This window comes from Gracilimonas sp. B-17, assembly GCF_056857935.1.
The window spans coordinates 251,811-274,856 of the sequence record NZ_JBSXOA010000011.1; the positions used below are offsets into that span (position 1 = coordinate 251,811).

The following is a 23,046-nucleotide window of genomic DNA, read 5'->3' on the forward strand; positions in this document are numbered from 1 at the left end:
TAAACTTATACTAAAATCTGGCATGGAACAATCTAAAACAGGCATATTATTAGTGAATCTCGGATCTCCGGATAGTTATGAACCGGCAGACCTTAAAGTATACCTCAGAGAATTTTTAACTGACAAGAGAGTCATTGATTTTCCAACACCATTACGAAAGGCATTGGTGGAAGGAATTATTTTACCGATTCGCCCTAAGGAATCAGCGGAAGCCTACGAATTGATCTGGTGGGATGAAGGATCACCTTTGATCGTTATCACGCAACAAGTGATCGACAAACTGCAGAAACGGTTGGGTGAGAATGTGCCGATCTCGATGGGAATGCGATACGGTAATCCATCCATAGAAGCAGGTTTTGATGAGTTGATAGAAAAGAATCCGGATCTTGAGGAAGTATTTTTGATCCCACTTTATCCACAATATGCCATGTCAACTACTGAAACTGTGATTGAAAAGGCAAAAGAAGTATGGCAGGGTAAATATCCACACCTTGAAGTCAAGTTCAAGGAAGCATTTTATGATGACCCCCAGTATGTAAAAGCTTTAGGTGAAAGTATTCGGCCGCATATTGAGGAACATGATATTGAACACCTTTTGTTCTCATATCATGGGGTACCGGAGCGGCATATCAAGAAGCGGGATATAACCGGTGATCACTGCCTTAAGTGTGATGATTGCTGTAATGTGAATTCACCTGCTCATACCTTCTGCTATCGCCACCAGGATATCAAGACCACTCAAAATGTGGCAAAGTACCTGGATCTGGACAGCAAAGATTTTAATTACAGTGTGGCTTTTCAATCCAAACTTGGGATCGATCCCTGGTTGACACCTGCAACAGATGATGAGCTAGTTCGGTTGGCGGAAGAAGGAGTGAAAAAAGTAGCAGTCGCCTGTCCGGCCTTTATCTCAGACTGTATTGAAACACTTGAAGAGATCGGGATTCGTGGTAAAGAAGACTTTGTGGAAGCCGGAGGGGATGACCTGATACTTATCCCTTGTGTCAATGACAGCGATCTATGGATCGATGCCCTTGAAACCTGGTGTACACAAATGCTTAAACCAGCCGAGAAAGTCGCATAAATTTATGATGCCGGATTTTATTGGGTCATACCCATAAATCCGGCCAATTTTAGCCAAATAATAGATGGAAGAAGCCGGTGATAGAAATGGAGTCATTGTTTTAGGCGGAGGGATCTCGGGTCTGGCTACGGCATGGTTTCTTCATAAAGCTGGTGTACCCTTCACACTCATTGAAAAAGAGAGGAGGTCAGGGGGAGTGATCTCATCATCTGAAATTGAGGGAACTGTTGTAGATTATGGCCCAAATTCTCTTCGTGACAGGGATGGAGAACTTCGAGCTCTTGCTTCGGAGGTTGGCCTGAAAGATGATATCATTGAGATATCTGAAGCCTTTAAAACACGGTACTTGGTCAGAGATGGAGATCTTCAGGAACTGGCTCCTTCTCCAAAGACACTTTTTACTACGAATGTTCTGTCAGCCAAAGGAAAATGGCGCGTTCTGGCGGAGCCTTTTATATCGAAGGGAACTGCGGAAGATGAAAGTGTCGGTTCTTTTTTGGAACGCAGGATCGGTAAAGAGGCTGTCGAGTATCTGGTGGACCCTGTTTTTTCGGGCATTTATGCGGGAGATATTTACAGCATCAGTAAAAAAGAGATCCTTCCAAAACTTCAGGAAAATGAACAAAAATTCGGATCATTGGTAATGGGGGCCCTCCGTTCCAAAAAAGAAAGATCTGATGTTAAACCCGCTGTTTTAACATTTCAAAAAGGAATTCAACAGTTGGCCGAAGCAATTGAAACAAAGCTTTCAGACCATATATATCACGAGAAGATCCTTAAGATCACCGCAGAAAAGACAGGATATCTGGTTGAAACAGAAGAGTCAACCTATAGATCGGGTCAGGTCATATCATGCTTGCCGGCGCATGTATTGGTTAATATGTTAGATAATTTTGAGGTAGATCTATGTGATACCCTTAGACAGATCAAATACTCTCCTATGTTATCCACTCAAATTATCTTCAGGAAAAAGGATATCGAATTTGATAAACAGGGTTTTGGCTTCCTGATACCCAGAAAAGAAAATATACGATTGCTGGGCGCGATCTGGAAGACCAGCATCTTCCCGGAGTTGAGCAATGATGATCATTTTCATTTCACACTTATGACAGGAGGGGCTCATGATAAGACCTTGTTGAGTGACTCCATGGACCAGATCGAACAAGAGATCCTTCAGGAGTTTGCAAGGCTCACGGGAATTAAGGCTAAGGCTGATCCGATGTATTTGAGGTCAGTTTTGTGGAAAAAGGCGATCCCCCAGTTTCATGTGGGCTATGAAAACATTCGCGAAGTTCTGAAACATGCAGAAGAGAACTATCCCGGGTTGTATTTTGGCGGCAATTATCGATGGGGAGTTTCGGTGCCTGATTGTATAAAGGCTGCTAAAACGTTGGTTCAAAGAAAGTTCACATTATAGCTCTGAGATCATAAGCTCTGCTTCAGCAGTCCCTGAGTCGAATGTGCCAACAAAAATACTGTATAGGCCACCATTTGGGTTGCTAAAGATGATGGCTGGGTTTGTTCCGTCAGCATCGTCACTAAAATACCATGTCTCTTCAGGTCCATTAATAAGCAAGATGGTATCGGTCTCACTTCGAACGGAAATGGTCAGCTTTTCACCGGTATTTCCCGATGGAGTGAAATAAAAGTCTATATCGGGTTTGCTGCCTGAATAGCCTGTATGGCCATATTGCGATAGATCAACAGACCCCCCTGCAGTAATTGTTTTTATATAAGGGTCGGGCATAAAACCACTCTCTAAATGCACATCCCCGTAATATGGATCTTCAAATACATCAAGTTGGTCAAATGAAGCTGAACTGATAACAAAGGAATTTTCGTTGGAACCAGAGCCGCTGTTCTCTGAAATGGTCAAAAGTGTAGAGATGAGCTCTTCAGCATCATAGTTACCGACCCAAATGGCGTAGTTCCCGGATTCGGGGTTTTTAATGGTTATTTCTGCATCATAACCGCCTTGCTCAATATCATCGTTAAATAAAAACTCACCGGAGGGTGAAAATATCAGCAAAATGGGGTCATCTCCTGTATTATTACTTTCCGCCATAAATGTTAATTCACTATTGCCGGCACTATACGTTAGTTGAATGTCGGGTATGGAACTAATATACCCACTGTAATCAGTATTCATTTCAGCCAGATCAAAAGAACCACCAGCTGAAATCTCCTGAGAAATACTGTTAGATGACGTGTTTCCAAATTCAATGGAACCATAATGCGGATCCCCTAAAACGTTCGGCAGGGTTTGTGCAAATGCCCCGGAGTTTAAAAGAAAGAACAAGTTTGTTGATGCAACAAAAATTATTGCCTTTAGGTAGTTTGATTTCATTTATGCTTATTTAGGTCCATCGAATTGAAAAAATGAATTTAAGCAAACCGGACAAATATAAAACCGGTATTTTGAATTTTGCTTTTCCCTTCTCAGAGGCGATATTCGGGCACATCTTCCATTAACTGATACCATGACGAAACCTGATTCAACGAAAGGCCTCTTTGCATGGGCCATGTACGACTGGGCCAATTCGGCCTATTTTGTAATGATCCAAACCTTTGTATTTGCAGCCTATTTTGCACAGTCCATTGCTGAAAATGAAACTTCAGGAACTGCGTTATGGGGGAATATGATCGGTATTGCAGGTTTAGTGATCGCTTTGTCTGCCCCTCTTCTCGGTTCTATAGCGGATGAAGGTGGTCGCCGTAAGCCCTGGATAGGTTTTTTTACGGTAATGTGTGTTTTTGGATGTAGTATGCTTTGGTTCGCAGAACCCGGTGCTGATTATATCTGGTTTGCATTGATCATGGCATTCATAGCCACCCTTGGTGCTGAACTGTCTTTTATTTTTTATAATGCGATGTTACCGGATCTTACCACCAGTCTGAATATCGGAAAATGGTCTGGTTGGGGATGGGCCATGGGTTACGCAGGAGGTTTATTTTGCCTCATCATAGGTTATTTTGGATTTGTTGAACATGGTGCAACACTATTTGGGTTGAATGAAGACTCACTGCAAAATGTCAGGGTAACTTTCCTATTTACCGGTATTTGGTATGCTTTGTTCAGTCTTCCTATGTTCATAAAGACCCCGGATACCCCTTCTAAGAAGAAATCAATCAGACAGGCATTGAGTGATGGAAGAAGGGAATTGAAGAAGGGCTTGGTCATGCTAAAGGATGAACCTAATATCTGGAAGTTCCTGTTGGCCCGTATTTTCTATAACGATGGTCTTGCTACTATCTTTGCTATGGGGGGTGTATATGCTGCAGGTACCTTCAATTTTGATACAGGACAGATCTTTATGTTCGGAATCGCGCTCAATGTGACGGCAGGCATGGGTGCATTTGGTTTTGCATGGTTGGATGATATAAGTGGAAGTAAGAAGACTATAGTGGGGGCTTTGGTTGGACTGATAATCCCTGTTGTAGCCGTACTTTTCGTTGAGTCTGAAACCTGGTTCTGGATCTGGGGTTTACTGCTTGGAATATTTGTTGGACCGGTGCAGGCTTCCAGCCGGACCTTTATGGGAAGATTGGCGCCCCAAGATAAACGAAATCAAATGTATGGCCTGTTTGCATTGTCCGGTAAAGTGACCACCTTTGCCGGTCCCATTATGGTTGGTTGGATCACCTTATTGATGAATAGTCAAAGGTGGGGGATGAGTGCAATTTTACTGTTATTGATCATAGGCCTGATCCTGATGTTCAGCGTTGAAGAAATTCAGGGAACAAAACATGAGAAAATCCCTCAAAGATTATAACAAAGAAAAAAATGTATTTATCTACTTATTTATTAAATTAACGCAGAATTTAATGCTGTTTAAGTACAGTGCATTTTAGTAGCGGGTGTTTTTCATTGAGATAAATGCTCTTAACCGAAATATAATTTAAAGGAGTACAACATATGAGTAGAATGGACGATATCAACAACGTAGTAGAAGAATTACAAGTTGACATGCAGAAGTTTTATGAGAAAGGAAACAAAGCAGCCGGAACACGGGCTCGTAAGCATCTGATGACTCTTAAAAACATGGCCCACGAAATTCGTCAGGAAATTCAGGCTAAGAAAAACGAAATGTAATTTTCTACAATAACGTAGTTAATAAAAAAGCCACCATTGTGTGGCTTTTTTTATGTAAATGATTTTTTAAGTAACTAGTTGTGCCTAACTTCAAAGCCAACCTAATAATGTAAAAAATGCACAAAGAACCCGAGAAAAGAATTCATAGAAATGCTATCAAGGCATGGACTGTCAACGCATTGATTGTGGGATTGATATGGTTTATCCCGATAGGATTTTATGTCATGATATCTGTTGGAGATACCTTTGGGACCGACCTGGCTTGGTATGAAGGCATAGACTGGTTTTTATTTTCAGTGTTATTGGTCGTAGCTCTTTTTTTGTATTTGCTTATTGGGTTGTTGTATCCCAAATTACGTTGGCAGAGATGGAAATATGACGTTTCCGAGAAAGAGATCGACCTGCTTAGAGGCATCATTATCAAAAAGCGCACTTTGGTACCGATCAATCGCGTACAACACGTAGACACACGGCAGGGGCCGGTTTACAGGAAGTTTGGATTATCATCCGTGACAATCTCTACTGCAGCCACAACCCATGAGATCCCGGCTTTGGATGATGAGACTGCCAACGCACTGCGAAACACGATCTCAGAACTGGTGAGAAAAGTTAAGGGTGATGTCTGATTTCAAAAAACAACATCCTGTTGCCGCTGTATCTCAGGTTTTTGAGACCATAAAACAGAATTTCATCACGCTTATCATTCTGTTATTTATTGGAACCTCGAATACAGAAGGCTACTTTCTCTATTTTTTGTTAGCCGGTCTTGTACTCTCACTCGTAGCCGGAGTATTTGGTTGGTGGGTCTTCAGGTACCGCATAAAGGATGATGAACTTCAGATCAGGAAGGGGGTATTTGTTAAGAACAATATCTATATGTCAAAGGATCGCATTCAGGTGATCGATATCACTGAGGGGCTGGTCCAGCGTATCTTTGGCTTAGTGAAGGTCGAGATAAAAACGGCAGGAGGGGGAACAGAATCAGCAACGATCAGTGCAATTTCACGCGAGGAGGCCGAGGCACTCCGTACCGAGTTACGCAAAAAGAAAGAACAGACGGGGCCTGATTTTGAGGATGGTTATGATCAGCCTCAGGATCAAGAGGATGACATACTTGATAGTTGGAAACTATCGAATAAGGATCTGGTCTATGCCGCATTTACTTCGGGTAACTTTGGGTTGATCGCCTCCATTCTTGGTGCAGTTTCCGGTCAGTTAAATGAAGTGATCAATGAGGAGACGATAGAATATTTGTATGAAATATTACCGGGATTCAATAATGTGACAATGATCATTACAATAGTTGTTGCTATTATAGTTGTTTCCTGGACACTTTCATTTCTGGGTGTGATCTTTAACTATTCAGACTTTCAGCTTCAAAAGACTTCAAAGGAATTGATCATCACGAGTGGACTTATAGAGCGAAAACACGTTACCATTCCATTTGATCGCATTCAGGCTGTTAGGTTTGTGGAGGGTGTGATACGTCAACCTTTTGGATACGGTATGGTTTATGTTGAGAGTGCAGGATTCAATCAAGCTCAAAAAGGCAGATCGATCGTGATCGCTCCTTACCTGGCGGCCGATAGATTCAGTAAATTTCTGAGTGATTTTCTGCCGGAGTATCAGGAACCGGAATACGACATCACTCCAAAGCCTAAGGTAAAATTCCGTTACATCAGAAGGCCGGCTTACCTGATCTTATTGGCATTACCGATTGTATGGCTTTTACTGGATTATGGCTGGCTGCTGGTCTTCCTGTTACCACTTATGGGCTTATTGGGTTGGTTGCGGTATAAGGATGCAGCAATAGGGTTCGACAAAGATTTTATCCGCTCCCGATTTAGAATGATCTCCAGAACCACCGCCATAGCCAAGCGTATTCGGGTTCAAAATGTGGAGCTGTCCCAGAATCCGTTTCAAAAAAGGAAAGACGTATATAGTCTCAGTACTACGGTAGCTTCAGGGGCTGGAGGTATGAGTTTTGAAGTCGACGACCTGAATGGTGACGATTGCCAAAGGGTATTCGATTGGATAAACGGAAAAAATGTAATGATTCCCTCAAAAGGAAATATCGAAAAAAGTGATAACAACCCCTAAAAGCTGGATAGCCTAAGATTGAATGTTATCCTTTAAGTCGAAGGAGATTATAAATCTGGTCCAATCATCTTGCTCAACATTCAGTTGTCCATCAATTCGTTGGACGAGCACTTCAATGAGTGTCATACCCAATGAGTCACTTTCGTTTATATTGAAATCTTTTTTCATTTTGTTTCCATCGCTTTCAACAGAAAGTTCCACCTGCCCGTCATTTACATTTAATTTGATCCTTAAAATCCCTGTTTTAAGACCTTTGAAGGCATGTTTATAGGCATTATTGATAAGTTCATTCAATATCAATCCTATAGGAATGGCATTGTTGATATCTACGGTCAGGGGAGCAAGATCCATTTGTATATCAATGTTTCTGTTATCAGAGAGATATGCTCGTTTAATTTCTTCAGTAATTTCAGCGATATATGTTTTCAGGTTGATATCTGAAAGGGTTGTAGATTCGTAAAGTTTTTCATGAACTTTTGCGATCGATTTGATACGTGCCTGACTGGAAGTGAGCATACTTTGTACTTCTTCGCTTACCCCGTCTTTTTGCAGCTCAAGAAGGCTGGAAATGATCGCGAGGTTGTTCTTAACCCTATGATGGATCTCCTTCAGTAAGAATTCTTTTTCCTTTAAAGATTCTTTTATAGTCCGTTCCTGTTCTTTTTGAGTAGAAATATCCCTTACGGCTCCAACAATTGCAGTGGCATTACCCTGCTCATCGTGAATTAATGATCGTACATTACTTACCCATTTGTATTCACCGCTCTTGGTTTTGAGTCTGAACTGGGTTTCAGATAAAAAGTCACTGGAACTTAGTTCATCATAGTTTTTTATTTCTTTATTCATCCGTTGCAGATCGTCAGGGTGAGTGATCGATAACACAAATGGTATGCCTCCATCAATATATTGCTGTTTTTCATACCCAAGCATATCGTAAACACCCGGACTAACGAATTCATAGGTACGGGTCTTCAGGTTTAATTTGTAGAGGAAGTCTTTAGAGTTATCAAGAATATTCTTGAGCTGTTCCTGACTTTCTTTAAGGACACGAGCCCAATTTTGAGTAGAACGGTAGAAGCGTGAAGTGATCCAGACTCCGATAAAGATTATGATCAATCCTAATGTAATGGTGGTCCATCTGAAGATCTCATTGATCAATCGAGCCATATTGCCCATGGCTTGGGAAAAATTGTATTCAAGATCGGTCAACTCATGATCTAAGGATTCCAGCTTTTGCATCCAATCGGTTTTTTGAGCAAGTGAAATTGAATCACTGTTTTGGATCACGGAGTGGATGTTTGCAGCAAAAGCTCTGAATTCATCAACTTTTTTATCTCCGGCTTTCCAGGTATCGATCGCTTTTTTTACATATGAAACGTCCTGAAACCTTCTGAGAAGATTGATCATGTCATTAATATCATCGGGATGATTCTTACCCGTAACAAATCCTTCGTATGCTGTTTCATAGTCGAAATCTTCTTTATGAAGCTCAATACGACTAATTTTGTCTCCTTCAATTACACGAAGTACGCTTTCAAAGTGATCGTATTTTTCGGGATCTTCGGTAATGATATAATTGCTAAGATGTAAAGCGGCTTCTTTTTGAGCTTTAGCCCAATAGCCTTCTCCTGCAACATAAGCTCGAATTCCTGAAGAGGTATTGATGGAAACATTTACAACGATGATAAGCAAGAGCGCACAAAATAGCCCAAAGGAGATGACGCCAAGAATTTTACCATCACCATTAAATCGTACTTTTTCTGCTCCTATATCCATATTTATATATTTATGAACTAAATAATATGATCAAAGATGAAAACTATTATTTAATGCTTATAAATATTAAAATAATAGGAATTTATAAAAAAGAAATGATCACTTGATAACAAATGGATCAACGCATGAGTTTTTTGTATTTGATACGGTGCGGCTGATCATCTGCAATACCAAGTCGTTGTTTTTTGTTCTCCTCATATTCCTGAAAGTTACCCTCGAACCAATAGACCTGAGAATTCCCCTCAAAAGCCAAAATGTGTGTGGCAATGCGGTCCAGGAACCATCTGTCGTGCGAGATCACTACGGCACAGCCGGCAAATTCAAGAAGAGCTTCCTCGAGGGCACGCAGCGTGTTCACATCAAGGTCATTAGTTGGCTCATCCAGTAAAAGTACGTTGGCGCCTTCTTTAAGCATTTTAGCCAGGTGAACACGGTTTCTTTCACCACCTGATAGTTCTGTTACCTTTTTCTGCTGATCACTGCCACTGAAGTTAAATCTGGCAACATAGGCCCTGGAGTTTACTTCTCTGTTGCCAAGCTTGATGGTATCATGCCCTCCGGATATCTCTTCCCAGATCGTTTTAGTTGGATCAAGTGGTCGTTTTTGATCAATGTAACCCAGTTTTACAGTTTCCCCGGTAACCAAGGTTCCTTTGTCAGGATCTTCTTCTCCCGTGATCATTTTGAATAAAGTGGTCTTACCCGCGCCGTTTGGCCCGATAACCCCCACAATACCCCCCGGAGGAAGCCGAAAATTCATATCCTCAATAAGCAGCCGGTCTTCAAATCCTTTGTGGACATGATCAGCAACTATGACCTTGTCACCAAGTCGTGGCCCTGCAGGAATAAAGATCTCCATATCATCGCGCCGTTTGTCATGTTCTTCTGAAAGCATCTCTTCATACTTATTGATGCGGGCCTTACTTTTTGCACGGCGACCTTTGGGGTTTTGCTGTATCCATTCAAGTTCTTGTTTCAGAGTTTTTTGCCGCTTGGATTCTTCTTTCTCTTCCTGAGCAAGACGCTTTGATTTCTGTTCCAGCCATGAGCTGTAATTTCCTTCGAATGGAATGCCTTCCCCACGGTCAAGTTCCAGGATCCAGCCTGCTACATTGTCAAGAAAGTAACGGTCGTGAGTCACAGCGATGACGGTTCCTTCATACCTGGCAAGGTGTTGTTCCAACCACAGGACGGATTCAGCATCAAGATGGTTAGTAGGCTCATCCAATAGCAGAACATCGGGTTTCTTCAACAGAAGCCGACATAAGGCAACACGCCTGGCCTCACCACCAGAGAGAACTTCAACCGATGTATCACCCGGAGGACATCTGAGCGCATCCATAGCCTGTTCTAGCTTACTGTCAATATCCCAGGCATCGATCTGATCGATCTTTTCCTGAAGTTTTGCCTGTTTTTCTATTAGTTTTTCAAAGTCAGCATCCGGGTCACTGAATTGGGCATTTATAGATTCATATTCATTAAGCAGATCTATCGTATCCTGCACGCCTTCTTCGACGATCTCTTTCACTGTTTTTGAGGGATCCAGCTTGGGCTCCTGTGACAAATACCCAAAAGTGATCCCTTTCTGAAAACTGATATCACCCTGATAGTTCTGGTCTTCACCGGCAATAATTCGCAGCAAAGTGGATTTACCGGCACCGTTAAGACCAAGTACACCGATCTTGGCACCATAGAAAAATGAGAGGTATATATCTTTTAAAACCGTTTTATTGGGTTTGTAGGTCTTTGAGACCCCAACCATAGAAAATATGATCTTATTATCGCTCAATGGAGTATGCTTTTATTGTGAATATGAAAGACTTTAAAGGTACGAAATGCACAACGATTTTAAGAAGGCATTTTCAGCTTTTGAAATGATTAAAGAGGGATGAACCGAAGCTTAAGGTTGATCCCGTTCATTAATGAATTCAGTATCCATCAACCAAGTGATACATCAAGTACCATCATCACAACAAAACCTAACATTAAGCCGAGGGTGGCAAGATCGTCATTTCCATGAAGTTGGCTTTCAGGGATCAACTCTTCAACCACAACATAGATCATGGCGCCTGCTGCAAACGAGAGGGCATAAGGCAGTGCCGGTGTGATATAGATAACAGCCGCGGCCCCTATCACTGCAGCTACCGGTTCAACAATTGCAGATAACTGTCCATAGTTGAAACTCTTGAGTCGGCTTACTCCATCCCTGCGCAGTGGCATTGATATAGCCACGCCTTCAGGAAAGTTTTGGATCCCTATACCTATGGCAAGTGCTATTGCGCCGGCTACGGTTGCCCCTCCATCTAATTCCATCCCAATACTTGCGGCACCAAAAAGAACACCAATGGCAAGTCCTTCCGGGATATTATGAAGGGTGATGGCAAGTACCAGCAGTGTAGCCCTTTTCCATTTGGTATCAACTCCTTCCGCTGCATCCCTGGGAAGACCTATGTGAAGGTGAGGAATATAAGCATCACAAATACGCAGGAATAGTCCACCTAAAAGGAAACCAATGGCTGCAGGAATCCATCCGATCATTCCCTGTGCTTCCGCCAGATCGATACCTGGTATGATCAAAGACCAAACACTGGCTGCGATCATAACACCGGCTGCAAATCCCATCATGCCGTCCAGTAATTTGTAATTGATGGTCTTGGTCATGAAAACCAACGCTGCTCCAAGTGAGGTAACCCCCCAGGTAAATAATCCGCCCAAAAGAGCTTGTGTGATAGGACTAAGGTTTAAAAACCAATCGGGAATAAATTCCATGAAAGTGATTCAATTAAAGGTTATTTGCTTAATCATATTTATGATTTAGTCACGGCTAAACATATGAAATTTGTGTATTACTATACAGAAAATATTTTTACTACCTTTGTCTAAATTATATTGAAAACCTTGGGCAATGGACAAAGCTTTAAAAGCATTTGATGTACCTATTGAAAGTGGTCTGATCAGGATCTTTTTAAGGATCGGCAGCGTGATCTGTACATTTGAAAATGATGCTCCTGATTTTGTTAAAGCAGAAGAAGATCGTCCCAAACTGAGAGTGATACCCGATTCCGGTGTTTCTGAACTGACAGATTCCTTTAACACATCATTGGATCTTCAGATCAATAAAAGGCAGAGTACAGAAGATAAAATAGTTTTCGATGTTGAAGAAGGAGGTATATGGTTTGACATCCCGATGGAAGATGTAAAACAGATCTGGGTTTCAGATTTTAATTTTCATATCGAAAGTGAAAAACCCAGGTACCTTGCCTACTACATCAAAAAAGTGGACCATAGGATCGAATGGTTACAGCAGGATGAAAAATCAGGGGAGATCAGGTCGCTTAGTGTACATAAGAAGTCGTTTAAGCCAAGCCCGTTAACAGACAGGGAGAGTTACAGTGGGGCAGAAGTGATCAGGTGCGCGGACATGATCGGTCGTGCAGCTCAAAAGATCGACATAAGGACTGGCTCGGCTTTGGTGAAGTTCAATACGGATAAAGGAAGGCTTGAGTCTTTGATCATTGGAATAGCTGACAAGTTGGGTTATAAGATATCATCATTGGACAGGCAAACCATCATAAGGGAGCATGAAAAAGATCATAGTGTAAGCCACTTGATCTCTCTAAAATAAAAAAGCCGGAATGAAGGTTCATCCCGGCTTCGGATAGTAAATTTTATTGGGGTGGATCAACTATCCATTTTCCAGAATATGATACCGCCGGCTTGTTTGCCGGTTTCAACAACATCCACTCGTTTTAATGTTTGCAGGTTGAGGATATCAACTGAACCGGGTTCACCTCCAATTCCCTCAACCGAAATAAAGGCAAATTTATTATCAGGTGAGATGGTTACGCCATGGCTAACTTTTCTACTATTGGGAATTTTTGCCAGTTCTTTACCTTTTTCAAGGTCCCAAATCCCTGTAGCTCCTTCGCCTTTGTAAGTCACTACAAGTAGTTTTCCATCGTGGGAGATCTCAAGGTTATAAGGCGCTTTACCGGTACTCCAGCGTTTCGTGACCTTCCATTTTTTTGTGTCTACCTCAAGGATCTCATCAGAGCCATTTCCGGCAACATAAACCAGTGGTTTGGTTGGATGAGGATCTGCCCAGGTAGGCTTTTCAATTGGATTGTGTTCCATATTATCGTGATCTGAATGATTCATTGTGGAGTGATCCATATCAGAACCTGATGCCATGGTATGCTGACTGTTATCACCTTCTTTACCCAATTTAAGACGACGTGATACTTCCAGCTTTTCGGTGTTGATCTCTATCAATTCATCGGTCATCATAGATACATGATATTGCCGGGTTCCATCATCGGTAATGCGGGAACCGTGAGGCATGATCCCGGTTTTAATATCATCCAGGCGCATCATGGATCCAGGCTCAACTACCGATACCGTACTTGGTTCCATATCACCATGTAGATTGAAGTTCACAACGTAGAGCAAACCGGTACTTGATGAGATATCCATAGTAGCCGGGAATAGTCCAAGTTCTACCGAACCTACCGGTTCATTGGTTCCGGTCCTATATTTCCAAAGAGAACCATAAGGCATGCCATGGGCAATACTTACAAACCAGTACTCACCATCAGGTGAAATATTTAATCCATGTGGTCCTTCATTCTCCTGTGGCCATGTTCCTACATCAATGGTCTCAGCGATCTCTCCTTGCTGAGTTTCTCCGTTGAAATGAACCAGATGAACCTGATCATCAGATTCAGCCGCTACATATACATAGTAATCCTGTGCAATAAGATCGGAAGTTCCCCATATGAGGAACCCTCCGACCAAAATAGTCTGCAAAACTCTCTTTAAATGCATAGTATTTTGATTCCCTATTTGATTTAATTGGTTCCTTGTTGTGGCTTGTCAACCAGTTTGATGGCCCATAATCCGGAATTCCAGTCTGATAAAAAGATATTACCTTTATAGGGCTGCGGTCCCCATGTAAAAGGGGCATTAGGTACGATTGCATCAGGATGAGTCGGTTCAAATTTGGCGATCTCTCTGCCCTGATCATATAGATTACCCATCAGTTCCCCGGAAATATCAACGATACGTAGCCCGCCGTTGTAGTAAGCAACATACAGCACATCTCCAACAACCCAGAAGTTATGCGTTCCGGCTTCAGGAACCTGATAACGAGCTACTTCACTGGGATTACCCCATCCGTCAAATTTGATGAAATGGATCCAGCCGGCAGCTGCTACAGGATTACTGCGCGATGGCAAACCATATGGGAAGGACTCGTCTCCGGCAATGACATAAAAGTCACCGGTTGATTCACTTTTAAAAGGGAATGCGGCGTGATTCCGTCCACTTGGGTAGGTATAACTGCCGAGCATCACAGGGTTTTCAGGAGAACCGCCTGCATCAGCCAGTTCACTGTTTCGGCTTCCAATATCAACAGCTACTACACCATCTCTCCAGTTACTGGAATAGGCAATGCCATCTTCGATCCAAACATCGTGGATCGAGTGACCCGGAGTGTCTAATTCAAATCGGCCAACGGTATACGGGTTGGCAGGGTCTTCAATATTGATGATATCATAACGACGGCCATTATTTACGGCATAAACGTGATCATCATAAATGAAAGCATTATGAACTCCGCCGGTGAGGCCATCAGTGTATTCCGAGATCACACTCACATTACCCGGATCAGAGACATCAAGGATCACGATCCCGTTTTTACGGTTTGAAGCACCTTCACGTGTAAGTACACCAATAGTTCCATCTTCAGAGATCTTGACATCATTCACGGTTCTTGCATCTACACGTACAGTGTCTACAGCAACCATATTTGAAGGATCGGTCACATCCCAGAAATAGGCATCTCCGTTAGCGCCCCATGTACCGGTGATCGCATAATCTCTTCCGTCAACTCCTTCCCAGACCCAAAGGTCAGACGTGTGTACATCAAGGATCTCGGCGTGGCCGATCAGCTCTACATCTTTCGCCACATTTCTTTCAGTAACACGGATAACCTGATCTGCTACTGCATTACCGGATCGGGCACTTAGGATAAATGTTCCGGGTACATTAGCTACAAATTTACCCTGCTGATTGATCTGACCTTCAGCTCCCTGACCAAGATTGTCATCTGGTTGTGCAACAAAGGAATATGTGATGGGAGCATCAACATTACTGCCATTGCCTGCTTTGGCTGTAGCATTCAGGGTGATCACATCACCGGTTCGAACGGTTGTCTCATTGTTTGCGATCTCAATGGACTGAGCCGGATTGGCTTTGATGTTTAAATTGAGGGTCGAAGATTTGCCTCCGGATGATGCTGTGATCCGAACATTGCCGGGTTTAATGGCCAATAATTTTCCATGGTTCACGGTTGCAACGGCCTCATTATTGCTGCGGAAAGTAACGTCCGGATCTTCTCTGATAAGGTCCATTTCATCGATCACCTCAACCATAAGGTCGATAGTGGTCTTGGAATAGACATTATCAGGCACATTTTTAAAAGAGACTTCAGCGATCGGTGGATAAGGCACCTTGACCTCAAAATTCTTGGTCACCCGTTCTTCTCTAGGGCCGGATCTCATGGCAATAACGGAATAATTACCGGGTTTGTTGGCTTTAATATAGCCTTCTCGGGAGACTTCCAGGTCTGCTCCGTTTCTTGAGAAAAATAATACGGTATCGGGTAGAGTCTGCCCCTGGGCGTTAACCAGTTTTGCCTGTAATTGAAGTTCGTTGCCGACTTCCACGACGACCGGATCAGGCTCAATTACAATTTTTAATGTGTTTGCATCCTGTGCAAAAATATTGCCGGTGCCCAAAAGCAAAACGGCGACTAAAAGTTTTAGTGCTTTTCCCATGATTTGATAAAATTAATTAGCGGAAATACTGATTTTGATTAGAGCTGTAATAAATCAAAAAAAAATGACAAACAGAATTACTGAGTATACAATTGATGCTTTTTTGAACCCGTTTTTCCTTATTTTACAGAATTCGAATTTTATGCTGTTTTTACGAAATGTATGACGGCCATTCAGTGTTTCATTTTTAAATATTTAACCTTCACGTTTTAGCATTAATGAACATCAATTTCGACCGAGAAGTATTTGCTCACCGACACAACGGACCTGATCAGAAATCAATAAAAAAAATGCTGGAGGTTATCGGTGCTGGATCATTGGAAGAACTGATCGATGAGACCATTCCCGAGGGAATCCGATTGCAGAAACCTCTGAGCCTGCCTGATTCTTTGAGTGAAACCGATTTCTTGAATGAATTCAAAAAACTGGCTGATAAGAACAAGATCTTCAAGTCATTTATCGGTATGGGGTATTATGACACTTATATGCCGAATGTGATCAAGAGGAATATCCTTGAAAACCCGGGTTGGTATACAGCATATACACCATATCAGGCTGAAATTGCACAGGGAAGACTGGAAGCTCTTATTAATTTTCAAACCGTGGTTTCTGATCTGACCGGAATGGAACTGGCGAACGCTTCCTTACTGGATGAAGGAACGGCAGCCGCTGAGGCAATGAGTATGTTATATGGTCAGCGAAAAGGAAAGAAACGAAAAGAAGCTGATATTTTCTTTGTATCGGAATTGTGTCATCCACAAACCATTGAGGTACTTCAGACCCGGGCCGAACCGATCGATGTAAAGATAGTGGTAGGAGATCACCATGATCTTGACGTTACCGATCCGAAATTGTTTGGTATTTTACTTCAATATCCTGCCACCGATGGTTCAGTAGAGGATTACACAAATATTATAGCTGCCGCCCATGAAAATGATGTATTTGGGGTAGTGGCTGCAGACCTGTTGAGTCTGACTCTATTAAAGGCTCCCGGTGAAATGGGGGCTGATGTGGTAGTTGGTTCATCTCAGCGATTTGGTGTTCCTATGGGATATGGTGGTCCTCATGCCGCATACCTTGCAACTCAGGAGAAGTTTCAACGCAAGATCCCGGGTCGAATTATTGGAGTGACTCAGGATGCTGAAGGTAAACCGGCATATCGCATGGCACTTCAAACCCGGGAACAGCATATCCGCCGGGAGAAAGCGACTTCTAATATCTGTACGGCACAGGTACTTCTTGCTGTGATCGCTGGAATGTATGCCGTATATCATGGTCCGGAAGGACTTAAAAAAATTGCTTCAAAAGTCCATGGCTTGACCAAGCTGACCAAAAAAGGATTGGAAGCTTTGGGAGTGGAGGTTCTCACTGATACCTTCTTTGATACTATTACAGTTAAATCGAATGCAGGCAAGATTCGTGAGGTCGCCGAAAAGCATGAAGTGAACTTCCGTTTTATAGACGAGGATACCATTGGCCTTTCATTTGATGAAGCGAAGCAACTTGAAGATGCCAAACTAGTTCTGGATATCTTTGCAGAGGCATTGGGTAAGGAAAATACCTTTGATGTTTATACTGAAGCTAATAGTATCAAAGTGGATTATCCGGAAGATCTAAAAAGAAATTCTGATTACATGGATCATCCTGTGTTTCATCTATACCATTCAGAGCACGAGATGTTACGCTATATGAAGAGGCTTGAGAATAAAGATCTTTCGCTGGTTCACTCCATGATCTCCCTCGGTTCCTGTACCATGAAGTTAAACGCAACGGCTGAGATGATTCCGGTAACCTGGCCCGAATTCGGTCAGATCCACCCGTTTGCTCCGAGAGAGCAGGCTAAAGGCTATACTCAATTTTTTGATGAACTGAGTGACTGGTTATGTGAGATCACAGGATTTGCAGGAATGTCACTTCAGCCGAATTCCGGCGCTCAGGGGGAGTATGCCGGTTTGATGACGATCCGCGCTTATCATCATGCCAACGGTGATGACCATCGTGATGTGGCATTGATCCCATCCTCAGCTCATGGAACCAATCCGGCAAGTGCTGTAATGGCAGGAATGGACGTAGTTGTGGTAGATACGGATGATCACGGCAACATTTCTTATGACGACCTGAAAGCAAAAGCGGAAAAATACAGTGACCGTCTTGCGGCACTGATGATCACCTATCCATCCACACACGGTGTATTTGAACATAAAGTAAAAGATTTTTGTGAGATCATTCACCAGCATGGTGGACAGGTTTACATGGATGGGGCCAATATGAATGCACAGGTTGGTTTAACCAGCCCGGGCGAGATCGGGGCTGATGTATGCCACCTGAACCTTCATAAAACCTTTTGTATACCGCACGGGGGCGGTGGACCGGGAATGGGGCCGATCGGGGTGGCTGAACATTTGGTTCCTTTTCTGCCATCACACTCTGTTGTCAAGACCGGAGGAGAGAAAGGAGTAACGGCTATATCTGCAGCTCCCTGGGGAAGCGCGAGTATCCTAACTATTTCTTATGCCTATATCAGGATGATGGGTGGAGATGGACTGACCGATGCTACACGTTATGCCATATTGAATGCCAACTATTTGAAGGATCGCCTTAAAGATCATTATGATATTCTGTATACCGGTATGACCGGCCGATCAGCTCACGAATTCATTGTCGACCTTCGTCCATTCAAACAATCTGCAGGTATAGAGTCTGTTGACCTGGCCAAACGGTTGATGGATTATGGGTTCCATGCCCCAACTATGAGTTTCCCGGTTCCGGGAACATTGATGATCGAGCCAACTGAAAGTGAGTCGATAGAAGAATTGGATCGATTTTGTGAGGCCATGATCTCTATCCGCAAGGAGATTCAGGAGATAGAAGATGGTATTGCAGACAGAGAAGACAATGTACTTAAGCATGCACCTCACACTCAAAGAGTGATGGTGGCGGATGAATGGACAAGAAGTTATCCGCGTGAGAAAGGTGCCTTCCCACTTGAAGAACTCAGGTTTAACAAATTCTGGCCATCCGTTTCCCGAGTGGATGATGCCTACGGTGACAGGAACCTGGTTTGTGCCTGCATCCCCATGGAAGCCTACGAAGAAGGGATAGAAGTTATCGAATAATGAATGTTTAGCAGAGGAATTTTGAATGTTGAAGAAAGAAAGCTTCAGAGTTCCTTAAAGATATTCATGCTTGGTTTAGCTTCACATCCTCGTACCAACGCAGAGCGTAGGCACGAGGATAAACTTCTATCAACTCGACATCAACCCCTCGTTAAGACGCTCTGCGTCGTAACGAATTCACGAAGTACTAAGGCTGCTCTCGATCGTGATATCACTCATGAGTGTTCTGTGAACGGGGCATTTCTTGGAGATCTCCAGCAGCTTATCTAATTGCTCCTGCTTTAGATCGCCTTTAACAATTAACTCTTTCTCAATGTGGTCGATCTTACTTTTTGGATCGTCACATTCCCTGCAATCATCAGCATGGCGTTTGTTATGGCGGAGTTCGAGATACATATCATCCAGTTCCCATCCCTTTCGTTCTGCGTACATCTTAACGGTCATAAGGGTACAGGAGCCCAACCCCATCAGTAGATAATCATAAGGGTCAGGACCGGCATCGGTTCCTCCCTTTACACTTTTCGGCTCATCGGCTATCAACTCATGGTTTCCGGCAGTCAGAGTGGTTTTATAGGTTTCATTTTTTGGCAGGTGTACGTGTACTATCTTTTTATCGCTCATTTAAGACTATTCTAAATTATCATTTACAATTTCCTAATACACCGGTAATCAAAACATAATGCTTAAAAAAAACCATAGTAACATGGCGTTACGATATTTGATAAAAATCATCTATCCCAAATGCCATGAAGCGTACACTTGACACTGTTGTATTATCTGATATCCATTTAGGTACCGTTGGATGTCACGCTGTTGAACTGGTCCAATATCTAAATTCCATTCAACCCAAGCGAGTTATTCTGAATGGTGATTTTATCGATATGTGGAACTTTAAGAAGTACTACTGGCCTGAATCCCATATGCATGTGATCAGAACATTCATCACTATGATGACCAATGGGGTGGATATTTACTATCTGACGGGGAATCACGATGAAACCTTACGAAAGATCTCAAGCCTGCAACTGGGACCTCTATTCATCCGGGATAAGTTGGTGCTTGAAATGAATGGCGAAAGTGTCTGGATCTTCCACGGTGATATTTTTGATATTACGATGAAGCATAGTAAGTGGGTAGCCAAATTAGGCGGAAAAGGGTATGAGCTTCTGATATTATTGAATCGCTGGATGAATGCCATATCTGAAAAGTTAGGTTATGGTAAGTTTTCACTTTCCAAAAAGATCAAGGACAGTGTGAAGCAGGCCGTGAATTTTATTGATGATTTTGAGGTAACAGCAATGGAACTGGCGATCGAGGAAGGTTACGATTACGTGATTTGCGGACATATTCATCAGCCAAAGATCAGGGGTTATGAAAATGAGAAGGGATCAGTGATCTATCTTAATTCCGGCGATTGGGTTGAAAACCTGACCTGCCTGGAATATGATGGAGCAGAGTGGAGTCTTTACAGATACAGTGAAGACAAAATGCTACAGGAAAACCCAAGAATGAATTTGTTAATGAAGAGTCACACTTTTGACCATAAGGTGATGATAGGATGAGGATACTATATGGTATTCAGGGAACCGGGCATGGACATATTAGTCGCGCCCGGGTAGTTTTACCCAAGCTACGTGAATATGCTGATGTTGATGTTCTGATCAGTGGATATAACTTCAAGATATCAATTGATGGGCCGGTGGATTTCGAAGCACGTGGTTTGAGTTTGGCTTATGATAACAAAGGAAGCATCGATTTCCTGGGGACGGTATTGGGCCTTAATCCTGTACGTTTTGTTCAGGATATGCAAAAATTACCGGTTCAGAACTATGACTTTGTGGTAAATGATTTTGAACCGGTTTCTGCCTGGTCAGCAAAAAGAGCCGGGATGCCCTGCGTTGCTATCAGTCATCAGGCTTCATTCTTATCATCAAAGGTGCCGCGTCCGGAAAAAAGATCACAAATTGCAGAAAATCTTATGAGGTATTTTGCACCTTGTACAGCGGCAGTGGGTTCCCATTATTTACGGTATGATGATTTTATTGAACCACCAATTATAAGAAGGCATATCCGCGATCTTGTTCCGAAACAGAAAGATCATATAACCGTTTATCTGCCGGCTTTTGATCATGAAACCCTGACATCTATTTTCGGGCAGATAAAAAAAGTCAGGTGGCATATCTTTTCACCGACATGTGATACATCCTATCAGAAAGGGAATGTGAAAGTAAACCCGGTTGGCAAAGAGACATTTCTGAAAAGTATTGAGAATTGTATGGGAATTGTCTCTGCAACGGGATTTGAAACCAGTTCAGAAGCCATGTTCCTGGGCAAAAAATTTCTTACCGTACCCATCAAGAGGCAGTATGAACAATTGTGCAATGCCGCGGCTTTGAAACAATTGGGAGCAGAGGTGGTCTATCAGATCGATCAGAATTTTATTAAAAGGCTATCTGCATGGATAGATGATGGCAAAGAACTGAGCTTACCTGAAATATCAGATGAGGATGACCTGGTGAAAAAAATTATTAAGGCAGGGCTTGGGGCAGGGAAAGGCCTGAAAGAACCGAAGATGAAACTAGCTGTATGATCTGACGCACATCCCTCTGGTCTCGAGCTAAAGCTCTCAACTGCTCCCTTCCAAGGGAGAATTTCCTTAACTCATTTCTGAATGTTGCTAAAAACACAAAAGTCTAGTTACCTATAAAAATTGCCTAAGAGAAAATCCCTCTTTGAAGAGGGACAGAAAATGATCCCCGGATCATTTTCAGTGGGGATGTGAGTCATTTGATATATAGGTTTATGCATACTATTATCAGCGTAGAAATAAAATCGGGATACAATGAACAAAAATATAATCTTGATCCTATTGTTGCTTTCAGGCTGTGCTAAAACAGAGGATAAGAAAAGTTCTGAAATAGAGTTCTCAGTAAGCTTTGAAAAAATTTACGAGACCGCTGAAGATCCTGATAATGAGGACAGCTGGATCGTGAGACCAAGAGACCTAACCGTAGATAATGATGGTTATGTTTATGTCTCAGATCAGGAAAGAAACATCATTCAGAAATTTGGTACAGACCTGTCTTTCATTAATAAAATTGGAAGGGGAGGACGGGGCCCAGGTGAGTTCGATAGGATTTCCAGCGTTTTTGCTGATTCAGTACTGTTTGGGTTTTCAGAGGGAAGCTCAACCATGAATAAATTTTCCTTGGATGGAGAATTTATTACGTCTTATACCTTAGATAATATCAGGGGAAATCCTGATATTTTTAGATTCAATGAGGGTTTTATGCTTTCTTCCATGCCGTTTAGTGGAGATTTGAGCCAGTACTTTGGAATTCATATTTATGATAATGCTTTTGAGAGAATAGGCGTACCCCAGCTTCAAGCGAAAGAAGTTTATCCTGACTTTAATGAAGACCTATCCTATCAGGTGATGACTGGATATGGTAATCTTCAATTCATAGATGAATATAGTTTTGTAATAGCCCCTCGAATCTATTCGGGTAAACTTTATAGATTTAGGTATAACTCTGAATCTCAGGAATGGAAAAAAGTCAGTAGCATAAATGCCGCAAATATTGAAAATAATTATTCCAAACTACCGGGGAGAGATAATGCTGAAATGTTGTTTTTTCCTCCCGGTCAGGATGAGCCGTTTGCGTACAGAATTCATGGAGAATCATTATTTCTTTCGCAAATAAGTAGTGGTCGCTATATTCACTTTATTAAACGAGATATTGGAAAAGAGAGACAATACGGGGTAGAGTTATTCGATGATCAATTTAATTATCTCGGTTTTGAAGTTTTGACCGCAGATCCTGATTCTTATGATGATGAAAGAGTTAGATTCTACCCTCCTAAAGCTAAGAACTCTAAAGACTTATTTTATTCTATCGAGTTTGATGGTAATGGCCCAAAGCTGGTGGCGAGAAAACTGGATATTCAGGTAAATTAGTTGCTTAAATAAATTTATTCCAGGAATATTTTAAAGCCTCACATACATCCCTCTGGTCTCGAGCTTAAGCTCTCAACTGCTCC

18 protein-coding genes are annotated in these 23,046 nt (G+C 42.3%); 11 read left to right on the forward strand and 7 right to left on the reverse strand.

The genetic code is table 11. The annotated features are described in order from the left end of the window. The first annotated feature begins 22 nt into the window (after positions 1 to 22). Positions 23 to 1,084: a ferrochelatase gene (gene hemH, locus AC13FX_RS05950; protein WP_482879601.1), complete on the forward strand. Its 1,062-nt coding sequence runs from the start codon at positions 23 to 25 to the stop codon at positions 1,082 to 1,084. A 64-nt stretch (positions 1,085 to 1,148) separates the two neighbouring features. Then, the gene (gene hemG, locus AC13FX_RS05955; RefSeq protein WP_482879602.1) at positions 1,149 to 2,501 is read left to right on the forward strand and encodes a protoporphyrinogen oxidase; all 1,353 of its coding nucleotides are present in this window, start codon (positions 1,149 to 1,151) and stop codon (positions 2,499 to 2,501) included. Here the strand turns inward: hemG and AC13FX_RS05960 are convergent. Continuing rightward, entirely contained in the window at positions 2,496 to 3,431 is a 936-nt protein-coding gene (locus AC13FX_RS05960) for a hypothetical protein (RefSeq protein WP_482879603.1), read from the reverse strand. The genes hemG and AC13FX_RS05960 overlap by 6 nt on opposite strands. Before the next feature lie 133 nt (positions 3,432 to 3,564). Between AC13FX_RS05960 and AC13FX_RS05965 the strand changes: the two genes are divergently transcribed. From AC13FX_RS05965 to AC13FX_RS05980, 4 genes are all read left to right on the forward strand, one after another. Beyond that, on the forward strand, positions 3,565 to 4,857 hold the full coding sequence (locus tag AC13FX_RS05965) for an MFS transporter (protein WP_482879604.1): 1,293 nt from the start codon (positions 3,565 to 3,567) through the stop codon (positions 4,855 to 4,857). Between the two features lie 143 nt (positions 4,858 to 5,000). Then, positions 5,001 to 5,177 (forward strand): histone H1, encoded by a 177-nt coding sequence (locus tag AC13FX_RS05970; RefSeq protein WP_103664624.1) that lies wholly within the window; start codon positions 5,001 to 5,003, stop codon positions 5,175 to 5,177. 116 nt (positions 5,178 to 5,293) lie between these two features. Beyond that, entirely contained in the window at positions 5,294 to 5,803 is a 510-nt protein-coding gene (locus tag AC13FX_RS05975) for a PH domain-containing protein (protein ID WP_482879605.1), read from the forward strand. Next, entirely contained in the window at positions 5,796 to 7,277 is a 1,482-nt protein-coding gene (locus AC13FX_RS05980) for a PH domain-containing protein (protein ID WP_482879606.1), read from the forward strand. Before AC13FX_RS05975 ends, AC13FX_RS05980 begins: the two co-directional genes overlap by 8 nt. Before the next feature lie 12 nt (positions 7,278 to 7,289). Here AC13FX_RS05980 and AC13FX_RS05985 read toward each other — a convergent pair whose 3' ends face one another. From AC13FX_RS05985 to AC13FX_RS05995, 3 genes are all read right to left on the reverse strand, one after another. Continuing rightward, the gene (locus AC13FX_RS05985) at positions 7,290 to 9,053 is read right to left on the reverse strand and encodes a PAS domain-containing sensor histidine kinase (protein WP_482879607.1); all 1,764 of its coding nucleotides are present in this window, start codon (positions 9,051 to 9,053) and stop codon (positions 7,290 to 7,292) included. Between the two features lie 118 nt (positions 9,054 to 9,171). Beyond that, positions 9,172 to 10,842: an energy-dependent translational throttle protein EttA gene (ettA, locus tag AC13FX_RS05990; RefSeq protein ID WP_482879608.1), complete on the reverse strand. Its 1,671-nt coding sequence runs from the start codon at positions 10,840 to 10,842 to the stop codon at positions 9,172 to 9,174. A gap of 149 nt (positions 10,843 to 10,991) precedes the next feature. Beyond that, positions 10,992 to 11,822 (reverse strand): ZIP family metal transporter, encoded by an 831-nt coding sequence (locus AC13FX_RS05995; protein WP_482879609.1) that lies wholly within the window; start codon positions 11,820 to 11,822, stop codon positions 10,992 to 10,994. 136 nt (positions 11,823 to 11,958) lie between these two features. Between AC13FX_RS05995 and AC13FX_RS06000 the strand changes: the two genes are divergently transcribed. Next, positions 11,959 to 12,678 (forward strand): hypothetical protein, encoded by a 720-nt coding sequence (locus tag AC13FX_RS06000; protein ID WP_482879610.1) that lies wholly within the window; start codon positions 11,959 to 11,961, stop codon positions 12,676 to 12,678. A gap of 56 nt (positions 12,679 to 12,734) precedes the next feature. On the opposite strand, the gene AC13FX_RS06005 is transcribed toward AC13FX_RS06000, so the two are convergent. Next, entirely contained in the window at positions 12,735 to 13,877 is a 1,143-nt protein-coding gene (locus AC13FX_RS06005) for a YncE family protein (protein WP_482879611.1), read from the reverse strand. 23 nt (positions 13,878 to 13,900) lie between these two features. Further along, a complete protein-coding gene (locus AC13FX_RS06010; protein ID WP_482879612.1) occupies positions 13,901 to 15,889 on the reverse strand; it encodes an LVIVD repeat-containing protein in 1,989 nt (662 codons plus the stop codon). 218 nt (positions 15,890 to 16,107) lie between these two features. Between AC13FX_RS06010 and gcvP the strand changes: the two genes are divergently transcribed. Next, positions 16,108 to 19,005, forward strand: a complete 2,898-nt coding sequence (gcvP, locus tag AC13FX_RS06015; RefSeq protein WP_482879614.1) for an aminomethyl-transferring glycine dehydrogenase — start codon at positions 16,108 to 16,110, stop codon at positions 19,003 to 19,005. Between the two features lie 177 nt (positions 19,006 to 19,182). On the opposite strand, the gene AC13FX_RS06020 is transcribed toward gcvP, so the two are convergent. Further along, the gene (locus tag AC13FX_RS06020) at positions 19,183 to 19,626 is read right to left on the reverse strand and encodes an OsmC family protein (RefSeq protein ID WP_482879615.1); all 444 of its coding nucleotides are present in this window, start codon (positions 19,624 to 19,626) and stop codon (positions 19,183 to 19,185) included. Positions 19,627 to 19,751: 125 nt separating this feature from the next. Between AC13FX_RS06020 and AC13FX_RS06025 the strand changes: the two genes are divergently transcribed. The 3 genes from AC13FX_RS06025 (at position 19,752) to AC13FX_RS06035 (ending at position 22,963) form a co-directional block, all read left to right on the forward strand. Further along, the gene (locus tag AC13FX_RS06025; protein WP_482879616.1) at positions 19,752 to 20,567 is read left to right on the forward strand and encodes a UDP-2,3-diacylglucosamine diphosphatase; all 816 of its coding nucleotides are present in this window, start codon (positions 19,752 to 19,754) and stop codon (positions 20,565 to 20,567) included. Next, positions 20,564 to 21,595: a glycosyltransferase family protein gene (locus AC13FX_RS06030; protein ID WP_482879617.1), complete on the forward strand. Its 1,032-nt coding sequence runs from the start codon at positions 20,564 to 20,566 to the stop codon at positions 21,593 to 21,595. The genes AC13FX_RS06025 and AC13FX_RS06030 overlap by 4 nt, the downstream gene beginning before the upstream one ends. Positions 21,596 to 21,847: 252 nt before the next feature. Next, complete coding sequence (locus AC13FX_RS06035) at positions 21,848 to 22,963, forward strand: hypothetical protein (protein WP_482879618.1); 1,116 nt, start codon at positions 21,848 to 21,850, stop codon at positions 22,961 to 22,963. Positions 22,964 to 23,046: the final 83 nt, after the last annotated feature.